General features: G+C 44.1%; 18 protein-coding genes and 1 tRNA gene. 12 read left to right on the plus strand and 7 right to left on the minus strand.

Features of this window, described 5'->3' with window-relative positions; all coding sequences use genetic code 11:
* Positions 1–488: site-specific integrase (locus AOC28_RS10865; RefSeq protein ID WP_348534739.1), on the plus strand; the 488-nt coding region annotated here is incomplete at its 5' end.
* Positions 489–500: 12 nt separating this feature from the next.
* Here the strand turns inward: AOC28_RS10865 and AOC28_RS10870 are convergent.
* The 3 genes from AOC28_RS10870 to AOC28_RS10880 form a co-directional block, all read right to left on the minus strand.
* Positions 501–1,328, minus strand: a complete 828-nt coding sequence (locus AOC28_RS10870) for a hypothetical protein (RefSeq protein WP_072584002.1) — start codon at positions 1,326–1,328, stop codon at positions 501–503.
* A 31-nt stretch (positions 1,329–1,359) separates the two neighbouring features.
* A complete protein-coding gene (locus AOC28_RS10875; protein ID WP_072584003.1) occupies positions 1,360–1,605 on the minus strand; it encodes a hypothetical protein in 246 nt (81 codons plus the stop codon).
* A 96-nt stretch (positions 1,606–1,701) separates the two neighbouring features.
* Complete coding sequence (locus AOC28_RS10880; RefSeq protein WP_143143938.1) at positions 1,702–2,982, minus strand: phage integrase SAM-like domain-containing protein; 1,281 nt, start codon at positions 2,980–2,982, stop codon at positions 1,702–1,704.
* A 259-nt stretch (positions 2,983–3,241) separates the two neighbouring features.
* Between AOC28_RS10880 and AOC28_RS10885 the strand changes: the two genes are divergently transcribed.
* From AOC28_RS10885 to AOC28_RS10905, 5 genes are all read left to right on the plus strand, one after another.
* Positions 3,242–4,597, plus strand: a complete 1,356-nt coding sequence (locus AOC28_RS10885) for a porin (RefSeq protein WP_072584004.1) — start codon at positions 3,242–3,244, stop codon at positions 4,595–4,597.
* 136 nt (positions 4,598–4,733) lie between these two features.
* The gene (locus tag AOC28_RS10890; RefSeq protein WP_072584005.1) at positions 4,734–5,642 is read left to right on the plus strand and encodes an amino acid ABC transporter substrate-binding protein; all 909 of its coding nucleotides are present in this window, start codon (positions 4,734–4,736) and stop codon (positions 5,640–5,642) included.
* Positions 5,642–6,430, plus strand: a complete 789-nt coding sequence (locus AOC28_RS10895; protein ID WP_072584006.1) for an amino acid ABC transporter permease — start codon at positions 5,642–5,644, stop codon at positions 6,428–6,430. Before AOC28_RS10890 ends, AOC28_RS10895 begins: the two co-directional genes overlap by 1 nt.
* A complete protein-coding gene (locus AOC28_RS10900; protein WP_072584007.1) occupies positions 6,431–7,099 on the plus strand; it encodes an amino acid ABC transporter permease in 669 nt (222 codons plus the stop codon). It begins immediately after the preceding gene.
* A gap of 28 nt (positions 7,100–7,127) precedes the next feature.
* Positions 7,128–7,862, plus strand: coding sequence for an amino acid ABC transporter ATP-binding protein (locus tag AOC28_RS10905; RefSeq protein WP_072584008.1), 735 nt, complete (start codon positions 7,128–7,130; stop codon positions 7,860–7,862).
* 4 nt (positions 7,863–7,866) lie between these two features.
* Here AOC28_RS10905 and AOC28_RS10910 read toward each other — a convergent pair whose 3' ends face one another.
* The 3 genes from AOC28_RS10910 to mscL are packed head-to-tail and all read right to left on the minus strand — an operon-like array spanning position 7,867 to position 11,723.
* Positions 7,867–9,054, minus strand: a complete 1,188-nt coding sequence (locus AOC28_RS10910) for a Do family serine endopeptidase (RefSeq protein WP_072584009.1) — start codon at positions 9,052–9,054, stop codon at positions 7,867–7,869.
* A 10-nt stretch (positions 9,055–9,064) separates the two neighbouring features.
* Positions 9,065–11,299 (minus strand): tetratricopeptide repeat protein, encoded by a 2,235-nt coding sequence (locus AOC28_RS10915; protein WP_072584010.1) that lies wholly within the window; start codon positions 11,297–11,299, stop codon positions 9,065–9,067.
* A 1-nt stretch (position 11,300) separates the two neighbouring features.
* Positions 11,301–11,723: a large conductance mechanosensitive channel protein MscL gene (gene mscL, locus AOC28_RS10920; RefSeq protein ID WP_072584011.1), complete on the minus strand. Its 423-nt coding sequence runs from the start codon at positions 11,721–11,723 to the stop codon at positions 11,301–11,303.
* Positions 11,724–11,860: 137 nt separating this feature from the next.
* Between mscL and petA the strand changes: the two genes are divergently transcribed.
* The 6 genes from petA (at position 11,861) to AOC28_RS10950 (ending at position 15,931) form a co-directional block, all read left to right on the plus strand.
* Positions 11,861–12,463: a ubiquinol-cytochrome c reductase iron-sulfur subunit gene (gene petA / locus AOC28_RS10925; RefSeq protein WP_072584012.1), complete on the plus strand. Its 603-nt coding sequence runs from the start codon at positions 11,861–11,863 to the stop codon at positions 12,461–12,463.
* A gap of 10 nt (positions 12,464–12,473) precedes the next feature.
* Positions 12,474–13,874 (plus strand): cytochrome bc complex cytochrome b subunit, encoded by a 1,401-nt coding sequence (locus AOC28_RS10930; protein WP_072584013.1) that lies wholly within the window; start codon positions 12,474–12,476, stop codon positions 13,872–13,874.
* Positions 13,875–13,939: 65 nt separating this feature from the next.
* On the plus strand, positions 13,940–14,689 hold the full coding sequence (locus AOC28_RS10935) for a cytochrome c1 (RefSeq protein WP_192846868.1): 750 nt from the start codon (positions 13,940–13,942) through the stop codon (positions 14,687–14,689).
* Between the two features lie 99 nt (positions 14,690–14,788).
* Complete coding sequence (locus tag AOC28_RS10940; RefSeq protein WP_028819209.1) at positions 14,789–15,400, plus strand: glutathione S-transferase N-terminal domain-containing protein; 612 nt, start codon at positions 14,789–14,791, stop codon at positions 15,398–15,400.
* Between the two features lie 29 nt (positions 15,401–15,429).
* The gene (locus AOC28_RS10945) at positions 15,430–15,837 is read left to right on the plus strand and encodes a ClpXP protease specificity-enhancing factor (protein WP_083564305.1); all 408 of its coding nucleotides are present in this window, start codon (positions 15,430–15,432) and stop codon (positions 15,835–15,837) included.
* An 18-nt stretch (positions 15,838–15,855) separates the two neighbouring features.
* Positions 15,856–15,931: transfer RNA gene (locus AOC28_RS10950), tRNA-Thr, on the plus strand.
* 73 nt (positions 15,932–16,004) lie between these two features.
* Here AOC28_RS10950 and AOC28_RS10955 read toward each other — a convergent pair.
* A partial coding sequence (locus AOC28_RS10955) for a tyrosine-type recombinase/integrase (protein ID WP_237767797.1) occupies positions 16,005–16,812 on the minus strand: 808 nt, incomplete at its 5' end.

A 16,812-nucleotide genomic window follows, 5' to 3' on the forward strand; every position in this document is an offset into this window, starting at 1 on the left:
GTGGTAGCGATTCAGGATTGCGTGTATCGGAAGTAGCGCAACTGACACTGGGTGATGTGCGCAACAGTGACGGCACTGTTAAATCCCAAGTGTTTTTGAGTAGCGATCGTGTAAAACACGGACACGCACGCACCGTGTTTATCAGCACACATTTACAGCACGAACTTGCCACATACCTTGCTACACGCACAGCATTTGATGACACATATCCGTTGTTTAACACGCTACGAGGCGCGCGGAAGGCATTTACCGCTTCCACACTCACCCAGCACTTCCACTATCTGTATCGTCGTGCGTTAGTGTTCGGTGCCAGCTCACATTCAGGCAGACGCACATTTTTAACCACTTTGAGTAACTCGGGCATCAGTGTGTTTGTTTTGGCAAGTTTGGCAGGGCACAAGAACATTGCGACTACACAGCGTTATGTCACTGTCAATGACGATCAGAAGCGTAGAGCAGTAGATTGTTTTAATTTACAAGTTGCTTAATAAAGCATCTAATTAATCGCGTTCACTGTGTAATTTAAGTTGTGCTGTATGTTTTTTTAATAACTCCGCCGAATATTGCAAGCCAACGTCATTTGCATCCGTAATTTGATCGGGGTTGTAAAGTAAACCCAGTGCAACTTGTACCAGTGCTTCACGTTGTCGCCAATACTGTCGCAGTCTTTGTCCAACTGCTGGTGCAGTAGATATCTGTGCAAATTTACTTTTGGTGCCACGAATACGCGGAACACCTGTAATGCATGCATCAGGTTCAAAACCAAGTTCGCAACTGACATCACGATCTAACCAGCGTTGTATTTCATTTGATAACTGTACATCGGGCATGGGATTGCGCAGTGGGTTAGTGTCAATTGCATTGGTAAGTAACATTACTGCTTCTTCATAACAAGATTCAGCTTTTGTTTCCATGCGCTGATAGGCTGTCTTGCCATTAGCATCGCGTTTAGTGGAACGGCGAAACAAGTTGGCAAGACGAGTGTATTTGTCACCGTCTTTTACGTATTGCATGTAGTCATACAAAATACTGGGCATGCTGTCTGTACTAAACCAATCACTTTCTACATGGGAAATATCCATGTCGTAGCTTTGTACATATTCAACATACTGATCTTTTCCCAGCGCAGCAAGCATCTTGCGCTTGTGAACTGCACGCTGCTCAATTACGGATACCAGTGCAGCTTTAATTAATCTTAATTGTGCATACTCAGCTTCTAGCAGTTCTCGAAATGGAGTATCACGCAACTCATTGTAGGTAAGTTGATGTATGTATTGGCTGTCATCAATGTTGCTACTGCATTTGATGGCGCGTAAGTCAAACAACACAGCGTACTGCAATGTACGCTGTGGATGCTGTTTAAACTTTTCTGCGTCGACTAGTGCTTTTGCGGGGTGCAGAACGTGATGACTTTGCTTTCATGACGCTGCGCAAGTCGGTTGCACTAAAACTATGCGTTGTAATCAATCTTTTCACGGTAGCTAAATCTTCCTCACGTGTTTGTGTTAGTAATGCATCAATCTTTGCTGCTAATTCTGCTTGTGCTTTTTGTGCTGCTGCTAATTGATCGCTAGCAGATTGTGCTGACGTATTCGTATCGGTCATATTATTTCCCATTTAGTTATTGATTACAGAATTGTTATCAATATTAGAAAATATAAATTAAATTTACATAAGTGTAATAGGTACAAACGCTATGAATCATCTTCTGCTGTGTAACATGCCCACATTCATTTCCGGTGTAAGTTGACTGGCATAAAAACGCTCAATCATTTCCACGCTGGTACGTGCATTACGCGCCAGTGTAAGTAAATCAATTCCACGTCCGTATAACAACCTATATGTAATTGCTGTGTGTCGTAACGAATACAATGTGCGTCGCTGTCCAAGTGTGCCAAATCGCAATCCTGTTGCAAGCAGTATCTTTACAAAATACTTGTCAATCAATTGCATTGCAGCAGCACGGTCTTTGATCTGCGGTAAGAACAAATAGTCATTTGCATTTGCTAAACCTTGCTTGTCGTAATAACTACGCAGATGTTCATATATGCGTACAGCAGGTTGCAATGTAATAACTGGTGCGGAGTGACGCTTGGTTTCAGGAATAGTTAAACGCAAGTAGATGTGACCATTACGAATTACTTCAATATGTTTATGTTGCATTAACTTCATATCTACTGGACGCACAAAACTGTTGACCATAAAACCAATTAACCAAGTCATTTCGCGTGGAATGTTAGCGTCTGGTGCAAACAGATTGTTGTGTTTGGTGCGATGAGTGACTTTAATTGGCGCACACACTTGATTTGCTAATACTTTGCTCGCACGGAGTAATGCACGGTATTCAACAACACTAAATCCACCACGTGGCGTGCTAGATGATTTGAGTTTGGGGAAGGTTGGTATTTTTTCAATCCAGCCGTGTTTAAATGCGCACTCTAATACTTTGTGTAGTGCATTCAAGTACTGCGTAATTGTCATTGACTTGTACTGCTTGTCACTTAGAAAGTACAAGAAACGTTCTATGTCTGTGTGTTTAATGTCAGTTACTTGTACGGCGCCAAAATACGGTAACACCCATTTGCGTATACGTGACACCAGCATTATGTAGGTGCCATTTGTAATCTCGTTACGTTTCACACGTGCTGTTTCATTTGCAAGCATGATGTTCGCAACGGTGTTGACTGATAAGTCTTGTGTATTTGCAACAGCACCTTGTGCAATTACGCCTGTATCTATTAAATGCTGTTCATAAAACAATTTAGCCAGTTGCAAAGCGTGTCGCTTGCTTGTTGTGCGTAAACTACGTATCACTGTCTTGTTGTCAAAATAACAGCGCACTTGCCAGTAGCTACTGGCGTTGGTCAAAAAGATACGTAACTTGTTTGGATAGCTGGGTACATATGTAATGGTGTGCAGGATTGGAAGCGTGCGACAACGTTTCGTGTAAAAGAATTCGTCGTTTGCAGATTTGGATTGCATATTGCAAGCGTACTGTCGCACACCAAGTTATGCGACCAGTATATTTTTCCGCAGATTTTCGTATACCAAAACTCTGCCATTCCAAATCCATTTTACCACTGTTAGAAAAAGCAAATACGTTTTAGAAAAACGTTTGCACTTTGTCGCACAGTCCCCAGTGTGCGACAGCGACACTCAAACTAATGGGTAAGTAATGCGGTGTTAATGGAGCAAGTTAGTGATGTGCACATTCTTAGTAATTTTTTTGGAGATTTAAAGAATGAAAAAATCGCTATTAGCAGTTGCAGCTATCGGTGCATTTGCATCTGCTGCTCAAGCTCAGTCCAGCGTAACCGTTTACGGTATCTTGGACGTTGGTTACATTGGTTCTAATGCAAAAGACGGCGGCGCAGCCAATGCTGTTGCTGGTACACAGACTAAGATTCAAAAGTCTGCTTTTGGTCAATCCGCTGAGCAAACTTCACGTTTGGGTTTCAAAGGTACTGAAGACTTAGGCGGCGGCGCTTCTGCTTTCTTTACAGTTGAACTCGGTTTAACTCCAGCTAACTCAGAATTATCTGGCGGTACAGCTGCTGATGCATTGCAACGCAATACAAACGGTTCTGGTTCTGCTGTTGACAACCGTCAATCTTTTGTTGGTTTGAAAAAGGATGGTATCGGTCAATTCGCATTTGGCCGTCAATACACTCCTGTGTTTAACACTGGTGCTGACACATCTGCTGGCCAATACAACAACGTAGTTGGTGACGTGGTTTATGCAGGTAACTCATCTGTTTACAGCTCTACAGCTACAACATCAAGCGGTAACAACAACGGTATTGGCTTCACAAACCGTGCTTCAAATGCATTCACAGCTCAGTCAGACAAGTTTGCTGGCTTCCAAGTTGGTGGTTTGTACGCATTGAACAACACTAACTCAACAGTTGTAGCTCCAGCGGGAACTACTGACGTTGCTGGTTCTGGCGGTGGTAACTCTAACTGGAACGGTTGGGGCTTGAACGGTAACTTCACATGGCAGAAATTGTATGTTGGTGTTGCTTACCAGTCATTTAAGACTCAGTACACTACTGGTGTAACGAGCGCTTCTTTGGCTCCAACAATTACTAACGTTAACTCTGTTGGCGTTACTGCAGGTCAATCTACTCCTGGCGGCTCAATTTTCCCAGCAGCTCAAATTTCTGACAAACAGACTTTGGCTGGTGCAACTTATGACTTCGGTATCTTGAAGGCATACGCACAATGGGTTGGTCGTAAGATTCAAAACGACTATACAACTGCTGTTAATCTTAATGCTGGTATTACTACAGCTGCTGGAGCTGGCGAACAGTTAAACCGTACTGCTCAGCAGATCGGTGTTCGTAGTTACATCACTCCAACAATCGAAGCTTGGGGTTCTATTGGTAACGGTAAGATCAAAGCCGCTGCTGATTCAGCTACTTTGAACTTCGTAGGTTGGCAGTTGGGTTCTAACTACTACCTCAGCAAGCGTACAAACTTGTATGCTATCTACGGTCAAAGCAACACAAGCAGCGCATCTAACAGTGCAACTACTGTGACTCCTGGATCTGGCTCTGGTGCAAACCAGTACGCTTTAGGCTTGCGTCACACTTTCTAATTCACTGCTAGCGTAAGCTAGTTAAGAATTAGTTAGGTATCAAATTAACCCACTGTGGAAACACAGTGGGTTTTTTCTTTGTTGAGTCGATTGATCGTAGAATAGTGTGACATTCTTGGTTTTATAGGACCTTTACATGAAAACTCATTTGCTACGTTTTTCCTTGTTATTTGTTGGTTTTACTGCTGCGCAGACTCTTTATGCGGCCTCCCCAACCCTAGACAAAATCAAGTCCTCTGGTGCCATCACTATGGGTGTGCGCGAGTCTTCTATTCCGATGTCTTATACAACCGGTGATAGCCGCTTTGATGGTTACCACGTCGAGATCTGCCGCATGATTTTGAGTGGCATTAAAGACAAGCTAAAGCTCGGTACATTACGTATTAACTACCAACCAGTCACTTCACAGAATCGCGTTCCCCTGATGCAAAATGGCACCATCGATATCGAATGTGGAACCACCACCAACAATGTGGCGCGCGCTAAGGATGTTGGTTTTGCCAATACTCTCTACGTTGAAGAGGTACGCATTGCAGTCAAGGCGAATTCCGGAATTAATTCCATCTCTCAGTTAGCTGGCAAAAAAGTAGCTACCACTACCGGCACAACCTCTGTCCAGCTATTGCGCAAACATGAAAAAGCCAATGGCATTAATTTCGATGAGGTATTTGGTAAGGATCATGCTGATAGCTTCTTATTGCTGGAGTCTGGCCGTGCCGATGCATTCGTGATGGATGGATCTATCTTGGCTGGCAATATTGCCAATTCCAAGAATCCAAAGGATTACAAAATTGTTGGTGAGGTATTAAGTACTGAACCGATTGCAATCATGGTTCCTAAAAATGATCCAGAATTTAAAGCCGCAGTGAATGAAGCTATTGCCAAGATTGTGAAGAATGGCAATATGCCTAAGCTCTGGAATAAGTGGTTCCTGTCTCCAATTCCGCCAAAGAATATTGTGGTGGGTCTTGAGTTATCCCCTGCAACCAAAAATGCTTGGGCTAATCCGAATGACAAGCCTGCTGAAGACTATCAGAAGAAATAATGGCATTAGATTTAGGTGTCTTTTGTAAGAACACCTTAGATGGTGAGGTGGTTGAGCACTGCTTTTCTGCTGTCTTTGGCTTGGGTCAAAATGCTGACCCTAGTTATTTAGATTGGTTATTAAAAGCTTGGGGTTGGACCTTGGCAGTTGCCGGCTTGGGCCTGACGATTGCTTTGGTTCTAGGCGCTGTCATGGGCACTCTGCGCACGCTTCCAGACAGCAGTAGATTGAGTAGATGGCTTGTTCGTCTTTCCACAGCTTGGGTTGAGCTTTTCAGAAATATTCCTATTCTGGTTCAGGTATTTCTCTGGTATCACGTCATCCCTGCGTTTGTATTGCCTTTAAAAGCTTTGCCTTCCTATTGGCTCGTCAGTATTGCCTTGGGCTTCTTTACTTCTGCTCGGATTGCGGAGCAGGTGAGGGCGGGTATTCAGGCGCTTCCTAGTGGGCAGAGAATGGCAGCCACTGCTTTAGGGCTTACCACTTCACAAAGTTATCGTTATGTGATTTTGCCGATGGCATTGCGCATTGTGATGCCGCCACTCACTTCAGAGAGCATGAATCTGATTAAGAATTCTTCAGTCGCTTTTGCGGTCTCCGTACCTGAGTTAACACTATTTGCAATGCAAGCTCAAGAAGAAACCTCACATGGGGTGGAAATTTATTTAGCAGTGACATTGTTATATGCTGCCTCAGCATTTGCAGTGAATCGTGTGATGGCATTTATTGAAAAAAGAACGCGCATTCCTGGATTTATTGCTGCCTCTCATGATGCGGTGGTGCACTAAATGCTCAGTCTCGATCTTAGCTTTTATAACTGGGAACTCTTCACTAATTACATTCTGAAGGGTTTACTGTTTAGCGTGCAATTGACCGTGATTGCGACAGTTGGGGGAATTGTTTTCGGTACATTCTTAGCCCTAATGCGCCTATCTGGTAGGTCTTCACTGGTTTACCCAGCCACCTTTTATGTCAACACTATGCGTTCCATTCCGCTGGTGATGGTGATCTTGTGGTTCTTCTTGTTAATTCCGATGTTGATAGGTCGCCCAATTGGCGCCGATCTATCAGCGACTATTACCTTTATTGCTTTTGAAGCCGCTTTCTTTTCAGAGATTGTGCGCGCAGGCATTCAGTCAGTACCAAAGGGGCAGGCCTACGCTGCAGAAGCCCTGGGAATGACTTATGGGCAAAACATGCGCTTGATTATTCTGCCGCAAGCTTTCAGAAACATGATTCCAGTCTTTATGACACAAACTATTATTTTGTTTCAAGATACTTCATTGGTATATGCCATTGGCGCTTATGACTTGCTCAAGGGTTTTGAAATTGCTGGTAAAAATTATGGACGTCCTATTGAGACTTATATCTTGGCTGCGTTTACGTATTTCATTATTTGCTTTTCGCTTTCTAAAGTGGTGCGCAAGATTCACGCCAAAGTCGCCATCATTCGTTAACTATTAATTGTGAACAGATAAAACCCAGATGATTGAACTTCGCAATGTCTCTAAGTGGTACGACTCCTTTCAGGTGCTGACGGATTGCAGTACATCTATACGCAAAGGTGAGGTTGTCGTTATTTGCGGACCATCTGGTTCAGGTAAGTCCACCTTGATAAAAACAATTAATGCTTTAGAGCCTTTTCAGCAAGGTGAAATCAGTGTTGATGGTGTGCGATTGCATGACCCTAAAACAAATCTACCGCAATTACGCGCTAGGGTGGGAATGGTATTTCAGCACTTCGAACTTTTCCCGCATTTGAGTGTGACTGAGAATTTAACGCTAGCCCAAATGAAGGTTTTGGGACGTTCCGCTGATGAGGCCAATAAACATGGACTGAAGTATCTAGAACGAGTGGGATTGCTGGCACAAAAAGATAAATTTCCGGGCCAGTTATCAGGCGGTCAACAGCAGCGGGTTGCCATTGCTAGGGCTTTAAGTATGGATCCCATCGTGATGTTATTTGACGAGCCTACTTCTGCTTTAGATCCAGAAATGGTGGGTGAAGTGTTAGATGTGATGGTCAAACTTGCTAATGAAGGTATGACCATGTGTTGTGTCACACATGAAATGGGCTTTGCCAGAAAAGTAAGTCATCGGGTGATCTTTATGGATCAAGGGCGCATTGTTGAAGACTGTAGTAAAGCCGAATTCTTTGACCGCCCAGAAGCTCGCTCACCAAGGGCAAAAGAGTTCCTATCAAAAATATTGGCTAACTAATCAGTTAATTAGCTTGTTGCTTGGGCTTAGGCCGCGTTCCGGTTTGAGCTGTTAATTCCATCTCTTTGCCTTTGCGCAGAATAGTAAGATTGGCATCATTGCCAGGACTAATTTGAGCAATTTGATTGAGCAGGCTACGCACATCATTGATGGGCTTTCCATTGACTGCAGTCAGCACATCTCCAGGCTTCACTCCTCCACGCGCCGCTGGACCACCCTCTAGAACACCAGATAGCAAGACACCCTGAGTATTGCCAGGTAATCCCAGAGACTCTGAGAGCTCTTTAGTGAGGTTTTGTGGCTCAACCCCTATCCAACCCCTGGTGACACTCCCATTAGCCAAAATGGATTCCATAATTTGCTTGGCTAGGTTAATGGGGATGGCAAATCCGATACCCATAGAGCCGCCATTATTGGAGTAGATGGCCGTGTTAATTCCGATGAGATTGCCGCGTGTATCAATTAGCGCGCCCCCTGAATTTCCGGGATTAATTGCCGCGTCTGTTTGGATAAAGTTTTCAAAAGTATTGATGCCTACATGGTCACGCCCTAAGGCAGAAACAATTCCAGAGGTCACTGTTTGGCCAACACCAAATGGATTGCCGATTGCGAGAACAACATCACCAACATGCACGGATTCAAATTTGCCCAGGGTGATTGGGGTTGGCAGTTGTTTGGCTTCAATCTTTAAAACAGCAATATCAGTTTCTGGATCGCTTCCAATGATTTGCGCTTTAAACTTGCGTCCATCAGAAAGCGCAACATCAATGTCATCTGCATCGCTAATAACGTGATGATTGGTCAAGATATAGCCTTCTGGGCTTACTAAAACACCAGATCCCAAGCTGGAGCTCGGTTCCTCTTCCGGAGGTTGATCTCCAAAAAAGAATTTAAACAAGGGATCTCCAGAGTTCGGAGCGGCACCCTTGCGAGTCTTAGGCTTAGCCGAGGTTTTGCTACTAAAGATATTTACGACCGCAGGCATTGAGCGCTTCACAGCTTCGTGATACGAGCCGGGGCTGAGTTGCCCGTCATAGCTGCTTTCTTTTAGTGAAACGGTGTCCACTAAAGATCCCACCCTCGACTCTGAAAGCCAATCTGGCTTCAAGGTGGCAACAATAAACAATGCCGCCAACATCACAGTGACGGCTTGTGCAAATAAGAGCCAATATTTTTGAAGAGAGGAATTCATAGAGGGTATTTTATTTTCGGGTCCGTTGAATCAGAAAATCTTCTAATGCTTTGATGGGCTCTGGATCATTAAATAACAGCGCTTTAGATTTCGCAATCTTATTTCTATAAGAGTTCAGTAGTTTTGGACTCTGAATTAACTCTACTACTAAATGAATATAGTCGCCTACTGATTGACAAGCTAAGTCATCAAGACCAATGCGATGGAGGATTGCACTAGCAAGTCGACCGCGCATTCTGGCGCCCTCCTTAGTGACCGCCGGTAGATTACATGCAATTGCTTGCAGGGCCGTATTAAATCCTGAAAACCCGATGGTGTCTAAATACAAGTCTGCTTTCTGCATAAGCCCATGAAACTCTTCCTTCTTCAGAAAAGGAATGAAGCGCAGAAATTGATTGGCATCGAGCTGAGCATTTGCAAAAGCAAGCTGTAAACGTTCTTTCAGAATTGCAGTGAGGTTTGCTTCAAAGTTAAAGAAGATGAATTGGCATTGACCAAGACTCTTTGCAATTTCAACAAACACAAAGTCATGGCTTGGCGTGTATTTTGAAGGCGATCCAGCGCATAACAGGATTGGCAGAGACGGATCAATACCAAGATTCTCTAAATTGGGGCTAAGAGCTACTACGTCTTGATTCTCAACATACGTTCCCAGGTTTGGAAGCTGGATTAATTCTTCGCTGTAAAGATTATTGGCATCATCTGGCTCGAGCAGCTTAGCTGTTAGGTAGACATCAATCGTAGGGATACCAGTTGTCTCAGGATGCCCCCAACTGACTGCCTGCAGTGGCGCCAATCGTAAGCAGGCTAGCGCCTTGCCGATGGTATCCATGCCAATCTCCGGATACAGAATGACATCTAGATTTTGATTGGCGATGATCTGGGCGGCAGTCAGAACATCAGTCCCGCAGTTGCTGTAATTGCTTGCCTTAAATTTAGCCAGCTCGGTTTCTTCATCTTCTACACCGTTGGTATTGAAGATATACAGCTCAAATTGCTCTGGATTCAGGTAATTTACCCATCCCTTGGTAATGGCGTGCCAGACAGGATGGCTGCAAATAAAGCTACTAATAATGCCAACGCGTATCTTGGGGTTAGCTTGAATGGAAGCGCTTTGCTTTGTATCCAATCGATCCTGTAAAGAGCGAGCTAAGCTAGCGCAAATTTCCCCAAATTGTAAAAGTAGGGGTTTGTTGTCTTCATCTTGATAAGCCAGATAAAACGGGTGGCGGGTAATTAACCTCTGGAGGAGTGCAGAGTCGATTTTTTGCTGAGGCATTGCACTTGCAAATTCTAGTTGCTGAGTAAATGCACGCCTAGCATTACGCAACTCCTCTTCGCTTTTTGCGACCTTGGGTATCTGCGCGATAGTTAAAGCAATGTGAGTTTCTATGTCAGCTGGATGCAGCTCTAGTGATTTTGCGTAGTAGGTTTTTGCCAAATCACTATCGCCGGTATCGTAGTAAATCTCGCCCAGTAGGTAAAAAGTTTTAGCGTTATTAGGATTAATCTTCAGTGCGTGTTGATAGCAGTCAATAGCCGCTTCATATTGCTTACATTTTTTTAGGCCGTTACCAAAGTTCAGGCATGCGTCAAGATAGCCGGGATTAATTTGTAGTGCGCTTTCAAAGCACGCAAAGGCATCATCGTAGCGATCTATTTGAGTGAACGCATTGCCAAGATTGTTGTAGGCAATTGCAAAGTGAGGATTGGCTTGAATTGCATTCTCTAATGTAACGATTGCTTGATCAGTCTTACCCATTTCAAGTAAGAGAACGCCTTGATTACTCAAGGCTTCAGCGTAGTTTGGCCGCAAGGCTAGGGCGCTCTTATAAGCCTTATATGCCTCATCATTTTTGCCTAAACCCTTTAATGCGTTACCGCGATTATTGTGGGTTTCTGGAATATTTGAGTCACATTGAATTGCTAAATTAAAAAATTGCAGCGCTTCTGCATACTCAAGAAGTGCGTTATGTATTAAACCTAAATTACTCAGTGTTTGTGCGGAACCGGGAGCAAGTTGATTTGCTCGGTTTAAAAATTCTAGTGCGCTTGAATAATGTTGCTTTTGATATGAGCGGATGCCTAAAAGATTGAGAACATCGGCATTGTTTTTATTCAGCTGATGCGCTTGCAAAAAAAGTTTATCCGCTTCCTCTAACTTTCCTTGTTGGAGCAATGCCAAGCCATTTTGAAAAATGAGTTGAGATTGCTCCCGTATTTCTTGTTGTGAACGATTGGACAAATTATTTCTTTAGACTGTCACGAATTTCGCGAAGCAACACTACGTCTTCTGGAGCTGGTGGTGGAGGAGGCGCATCCATGAGGCGAACCTTGTTGACTACTTTGACCATCTGAAAGATGACAAACGCTAAAAGGATGAAATTGATGGAAATAGTGATGAAATTGCCATAGGCAAAGATGGGCACCCCGGCCTTTTTAAGGGCATCAAAGGTTCTGGGTATACCCTCTGGAACATGGCCTAAGACGATAAATAGGTTGGTAAAGTCGATATGACCCCCTAAAAGGGTGGAAATAACAGGCATTACGATGTCATTTACCAGGGAATCCACGATTTTCCCAAAGGCACCGCCAATAATGACACCCACCGCCAAGTCGATCACATTGCCCTTTACGGCAAAGTCCCGAAACTCCTTTAAAACGCTCATAAATGCCCTCCTTTTAATTTAGATCCTGATTAACCCGAGATTAACCCCATAACTTTCTTGCTTACCCCACTTTTTACTTTAAAATCCTACCTTTAAGCAATTTCCACCCATAAATACCCTTTCTAGGAATTTTGTAAATGAGTGACAAGCCCTGTATGGACAAGGATCGCCGTAACTGGTTGATCGCCACATCGGCGGTTGGTGGCGTAGGTGCAGCCGCAGCCCTTTACCCTTTTGTAGACAGTTTTGAGCCTTCTGAGCGCGCAAAAGCCGCTGGAGCTGCTGTTGAAATCGATATCTCTGGCATGCAGCCAGATGAAATGAGAATGGTGGAGTGGCGCGGTAAGCCGGTTTGGGTAGTTCGACGTACCCCTGAACAAGTTGCTGAGTTATCAAAGATTGACAGTGAATTGGCTGATCCGAATTCATTGCGTGACCCATCCCAATTCACGCCTCCTTATGCTCAGAATCAGTGGCGCTCTATCAAGCCTGAGTATCTGGTAGTGGTTGGTATTTGCACCCATTTGGGATGCTCTCCTAATGCTAAGTTTGAGGCTGGTCCTCAGCCATCCCTACCAAACACTTGGCCAGGCGGCTTCCTTTGCCCATGCCATGGTTCCACATTCGATATGGCAGGCCGTGTATTTAAGAACAAACCAGCCCCAGATAACCTTGAAGTGCCGCCACACATGTATTTGAGCGACACCAAGATTTTGGTTGGTGAAGATAAGAAGGCCTAAGGAGAGATAAATGGCATTCCACGAAAAAGAAGTTCCAGCAGACGCTTCTGCAGCCCAAAAGCTAATGGCTTGGGTTGACTCACGCCTACCTGTAACAGAAGCATTTAAGCGTCATATGAGCGAGTACTACGCTCCAAAAAATCTAAATTTCTTCTATATTTTTGGTGCATTAGCAATCGTAGTGTTGGTAAATCAGATACTTACCGGTATTTTCTTGACCATGAACTACAAGCCTGATGCTGCGAAGGCTTTTGAGTCAGTTGAATACATCATGCGTGAAGTTCCATGGGGTTGGGTGATTCGCTATATGCACTCCACTGGCGCCTCTATGTTCTTTGTGGTGGTTTATATGCATATGTTCCGTGGTTTGATCTACGGTTCTTATCGCAAACCACGTGAGCTCATTTGGATCTTCGGTTGCGCAATTTTCTTGTGTTTGATGGGTGAAGCATTCTTCGGTTACTTGCTCCCATGGGGTCAAATGTCCTATTGGGGCGCTCAAGTGATTGTGAACTTGTTCTCTGCAATTCCATTCATTGGCCCAGATCTATCTTTATGGCTTCGTGGCGACTATGTTGTGGGCGATGCAACCCTCAATCGCTTCTTTGCATTCCATGTGATTGCAATTCCATTGGTATTGGTTGGCTTGGTTGCAGCCCATATTTTGGCTCTGCATGAAGTGGGTTCAAACAATCCAGATGGCGTTGAAATTAAAGAGAACTTAGATGCGAATGGCCATCCAGTTGATGGCATCCCATTCCATCCTTATTACAGCGTGCATGATGTAATGTATTTGGGTGGATTCTTGATGGTGTTTGCATGTATCGTGTTCTTTGCACCAGAGATGGGCGGTTACTTCCTCGAGGCAAATAACTTCGTTCCGGCGAACCCATTTCAAACACCTCCGCACATTGCTCCGGTTTGGTATTTCACGCCTTTCTACTCAATGTTGCGTGCAACTACAACGAACTTCTTGCTGCCTTTATGGATCTTCTTGGCAGTCATTCTCGGAATGTTTGCTCTGAAGAGTAAAAATCTCAAGGTGAAGGGCGCATGCGCTGCAATCGCTCTCGTGTTGGCAGCTGGCTTCTACTTATTTGATGCTAAGTTCTGGGGTGTTGTGATCATGGGCGGTTCTGTTGTGATCATGTTCTTCTTGCCTTGGCTTGATCACTCACCTGTGAAATCTATCCGCTATCGCCCAGATTTCCATAAGTATATTTATGGTGTATTTGTGGTGAGTTTTGTGATCTTGGGTTACTTAGGTATTCAGCCACCATCACCAGTGTTTGAAAAGATTTCTCAGGTATGCACTATTTATTATCTGGGCTTCTTCTTAGGAATGCCGTTCTGGAGCACGCTTGGTAAATTTAAGCCAGTTCCAACACGCGTTACTTTTAAGTCCCATTAATTCACGCCTGAGATACTGGCAAAGAGAACTTAGGAATTAGTATGAAACAAATTCTGCAAACTTTGATGGGCGTCTGCCAAGCAACAGTATTGGTTGCGGCCCTGAGCTTTGGCGTGAATGCCAATGCAAATGAGGGTGGCTTTCCTTTGGATCAAGCCCCCAACCGCGTTAGTAACAATGCCTCATTGCAAAACGGTGCAAAGTTATTTGTGAACTACTGCTTGAACTGCCATGCAGCCGCAAGCATGCGTTACAACCGGTTGCGCGATATTGGTTTGACCGATCAACAAATCAAAGATAACCTCATTTTGACTGATGCCAAAGTGGGTGACTTGATGACCATCTCGATGACACCAAAAGAAGCTAAAGCTTGGTTTGGTAAGACACCACCTGACTTATCAGTTGAGGCGCGTGCTCGTGGAGCGGACTGGCTTTACACCTACTTCCGCACTTTCTACAAAGACGACACGACACAAACTGGTTGGAATAATTTGGTCTATCCTAAAGTCGGTATGCCACACGTTCTCTGGCAGTTGCAAGGCGAGCGTGCTGCCAAGTTTGAAGAGCACAAAGACCCACATGACCCAAGCAGAACAGAAGAAGTCTTTGTTGGCTTTGAGCAGTTAACTCCCGGCAAAATGAGCACACAAGAGTATGACGACAATATCGCCGACTTAGTCGCTTTCATGTCATGGATGGCTGAGCCAGTTCAGTTGGAGCGTAAGCGTCTTGGTGTAGTAGTGCTCTTGTTCTTGGCAATCTTTACCCTGTTGGCTTGGCGTTTGAATAAAGCCTATTGGAAAGATATTCACTAATTGAATTTGATGGGTCCTGAAGCTAGGGTCTATTGGTGAAAAGATTTAACGCTGTTGTGCGTTTGTTGTATTGAAGTAGAAATTTAAGGAAATAAATTTATGATGGTGTTGTACTCGGGTACTAACTGCCCATTCTCGCAACGCTGCCGTTTGGTGCTTTTTGAAAAAGGCATGGATTTTGAAATCCGCGATGTCGACTTGTTTAATAAGCCTGAAGATATTTCGGTAATGAACCCTTACGGCCAAGTACCTATCTTGGTTGAGCGTGATTTAATTTTGTACGAGTCAAACATCATCAATGAATATATTGATGAGCGTTTTCCTCACCCACAATTAATGCCGCCTGATCCAGTTGCACGCGCACGTGCACGCCTCTTCCTCTTCAATTTTGAGAAAGAATTGTTTGTGCACGTAGCTGCTCTGGAAAATGAAAAAGGTAAAGCAGCTGAAAAGACTCACGAAAAAGCGCGTTTAGCGATTCGTGATCGTTTGACTCAGCTGGCACCAATTTTTGTTAAAAACAAATACATGTTGGGCGATGAGTTCTCTATGCTGGACGTAGCTATTGCGCCATTGTTATGGCGTCTTGAGCATTACGGCATCGATCTTTCTCGCAATGCAGCGGCTTTGCTGAAATACGCTGAGCGTATTTTTAGCAGACCTGCGTACATCGAGGCTTTGACTCCTTCCGAGAAGGTAATGCGCCGCTAAGCATTTTTAGCGGTACATGACTCGTCGGCATGTCTGACATTCCAAGTAATAAACCATATCTAATCCGTGCCCTACATCAGTGGTGCACGGATTTTGGTTTTACGCCCTTCATAGCGGTTTTTGTGGACGCTAGGGTAGAGGTACCGATGGAGTTTGTGAAGAACGATGAGATCGTCCTGAATCTTTCCCTGGAGGCATGCCATCAACTGGCGATAGAAAACGATTGGATAAGCTTCCAGGCAAGATTTGGCGGTATTCCAAGAAAGATCATGGTCCCGGTCAGCCATGTTCTAGCAATCTATGCCAGGGAAAATGGGCAGGGAATGTCTTTCCCATTTGATCCAGCTCAGGCCCGTGATCTTCATATTGCGGATTTTGAAGATCAAGCCCCTGAAAAGCCTAAAACTACAAGACCATCCTTGAAGATTGTGAAATAGGATAAAATATATCCCGTTGCCCCTTTAGCTCATCTGGTAGAGCAACTGATTTGTAATCAGTAGGTGGTCTGTTCGAGTCGGACAAGGGGCACCAATAAACATAAGGCTCACTGCTTAATTGCTAGTGAGCCTTTTTTATTGTTTGTCGACAAAGTGTCAACGCAAACTTATAAGTTAACCAATGGGTTCAGTAATTTCACGGCCTCAAGGTGCGTTGGTGCAAGATGGGCATAGCGCATGGTCATTTGAAGACTTTGATGGCCAAGTATTTTTTGTAAAGTTAAGATATTTCCGCCGCCCTGCATGAAGCTGCTGGCGAAGGTGTGACGCAAGACGTGAGTTAATTGGCCATCTGGCAAAACGATCCCAGCTCTTTCAATCCCGGATTTAAATGCTCCCATTGAAGATCCAAAATATCGACCATTCTCTTTGACTTCATGGCTTTGAATCTCTTCTTGCAATTCACTTGAGATGGGAATGGCTCTCATTTTTTTATTCTTAGTATTAATAAATTCGATGACCCCTTTCTTAATATTTGAGGGACGTAGATTTTCTCCTTCAGACCATCTAGAGCCGGTGGAGAGGCAGATTTTCCCGATTAAATACACATCACTATTTCTTTCAGCAGACTGAAGCTCCGAAAGTAATTTCCTTAGTTCATTGGCCTCGAGATATCCAAGTTCCTTATCGGCAATTTTGAATTGCCTGATTGCGCTTATTGGATTAGCTTTCTTCCATAAGTTCAGGCGAATGAGTTCATTAAATACAGCGCGCAAGTAAGAATGTTCACGGTTGAATGAGTTTAGGCTAAGTCCTCCCTCAATTCGCTCACTTCGGTACTTGGTAAACATTTGGGGTGTCAATTGATCCGCTATGGGGTCTTTTAATGCCGCGACCATATTCATTAGTCTGGCATACGTGTCTTTTGCGTTACTTAAAATTTTGCCGTGAGCGTCGTACCAAATTTTGACAATT

It is taken from the genome of Polynucleobacter sp. MWH-Adler-W8 (assembly GCF_001889925.1).
Classification (GTDB): domain Bacteria; phylum Pseudomonadota; class Gammaproteobacteria; order Burkholderiales; family Burkholderiaceae; genus Polynucleobacter.

Bases quoted from the DNA above. Each gene is read 5' to 3' on its own strand.
- AOC28_RS10875 (WP_072584003.1), bottom strand. From the start codon at position 1,605: ATGACCGATACGAATACGTCAGCACAATCTGCTAGCGATCAATTAGCA.
- AOC28_RS10880 (WP_143143938.1), bottom strand. From the start codon at position 2,982: ATGCAATCCAAATCTGCAAACGACGAATTCTTTTACACGAAACGTTGT.
- AOC28_RS10885 (WP_072584004.1), top strand. From the start codon at position 3,242: ATGAAAAAATCGCTATTAGCAGTTGCAGCTATCGGTGCATTTGCATCT.
- AOC28_RS10890 (WP_072584005.1), top strand. From the start codon at position 4,734: ATGAAAACTCATTTGCTACGTTTTTCCTTGTTATTTGTTGGTTTTACT.
- AOC28_RS10895 (WP_072584006.1), top strand. From the start codon at position 5,642: ATGGCATTAGATTTAGGTGTCTTTTGTAAGAACACCTTAGATGGTGAG.
- AOC28_RS10900 (WP_072584007.1), top strand. From the start codon at position 6,431: ATGCTCAGTCTCGATCTTAGCTTTTATAACTGGGAACTCTTCACTAAT.
- AOC28_RS10905 (WP_072584008.1), top strand. From the start codon at position 7,128: ATGATTGAACTTCGCAATGTCTCTAAGTGGTACGACTCCTTTCAGGTG.
- AOC28_RS10910 (WP_072584009.1), bottom strand. From the start codon at position 9,054: ATGAATTCCTCTCTTCAAAAATATTGGCTCTTATTTGCACAAGCCGTC.
- mscL (WP_072584011.1), bottom strand. From the start codon at position 11,723: ATGAGCGTTTTAAAGGAGTTTCGGGACTTTGCCGTAAAGGGCAATGTG.
- petA (WP_072584012.1), top strand. From the start codon at position 11,861: ATGAGTGACAAGCCCTGTATGGACAAGGATCGCCGTAACTGGTTGATC.
- AOC28_RS10930 (WP_072584013.1), top strand. From the start codon at position 12,474: ATGGCATTCCACGAAAAAGAAGTTCCAGCAGACGCTTCTGCAGCCCAA.
- AOC28_RS10935 (WP_192846868.1), top strand. From the start codon at position 13,940: ATGGGCGTCTGCCAAGCAACAGTATTGGTTGCGGCCCTGAGCTTTGGC.
- AOC28_RS10940 (WP_028819209.1), top strand. From the start codon at position 14,789: ATGATGGTGTTGTACTCGGGTACTAACTGCCCATTCTCGCAACGCTGC.
- AOC28_RS10945 (WP_083564305.1), top strand. From the start codon at position 15,430: ATGTCTGACATTCCAAGTAATAAACCATATCTAATCCGTGCCCTACAT.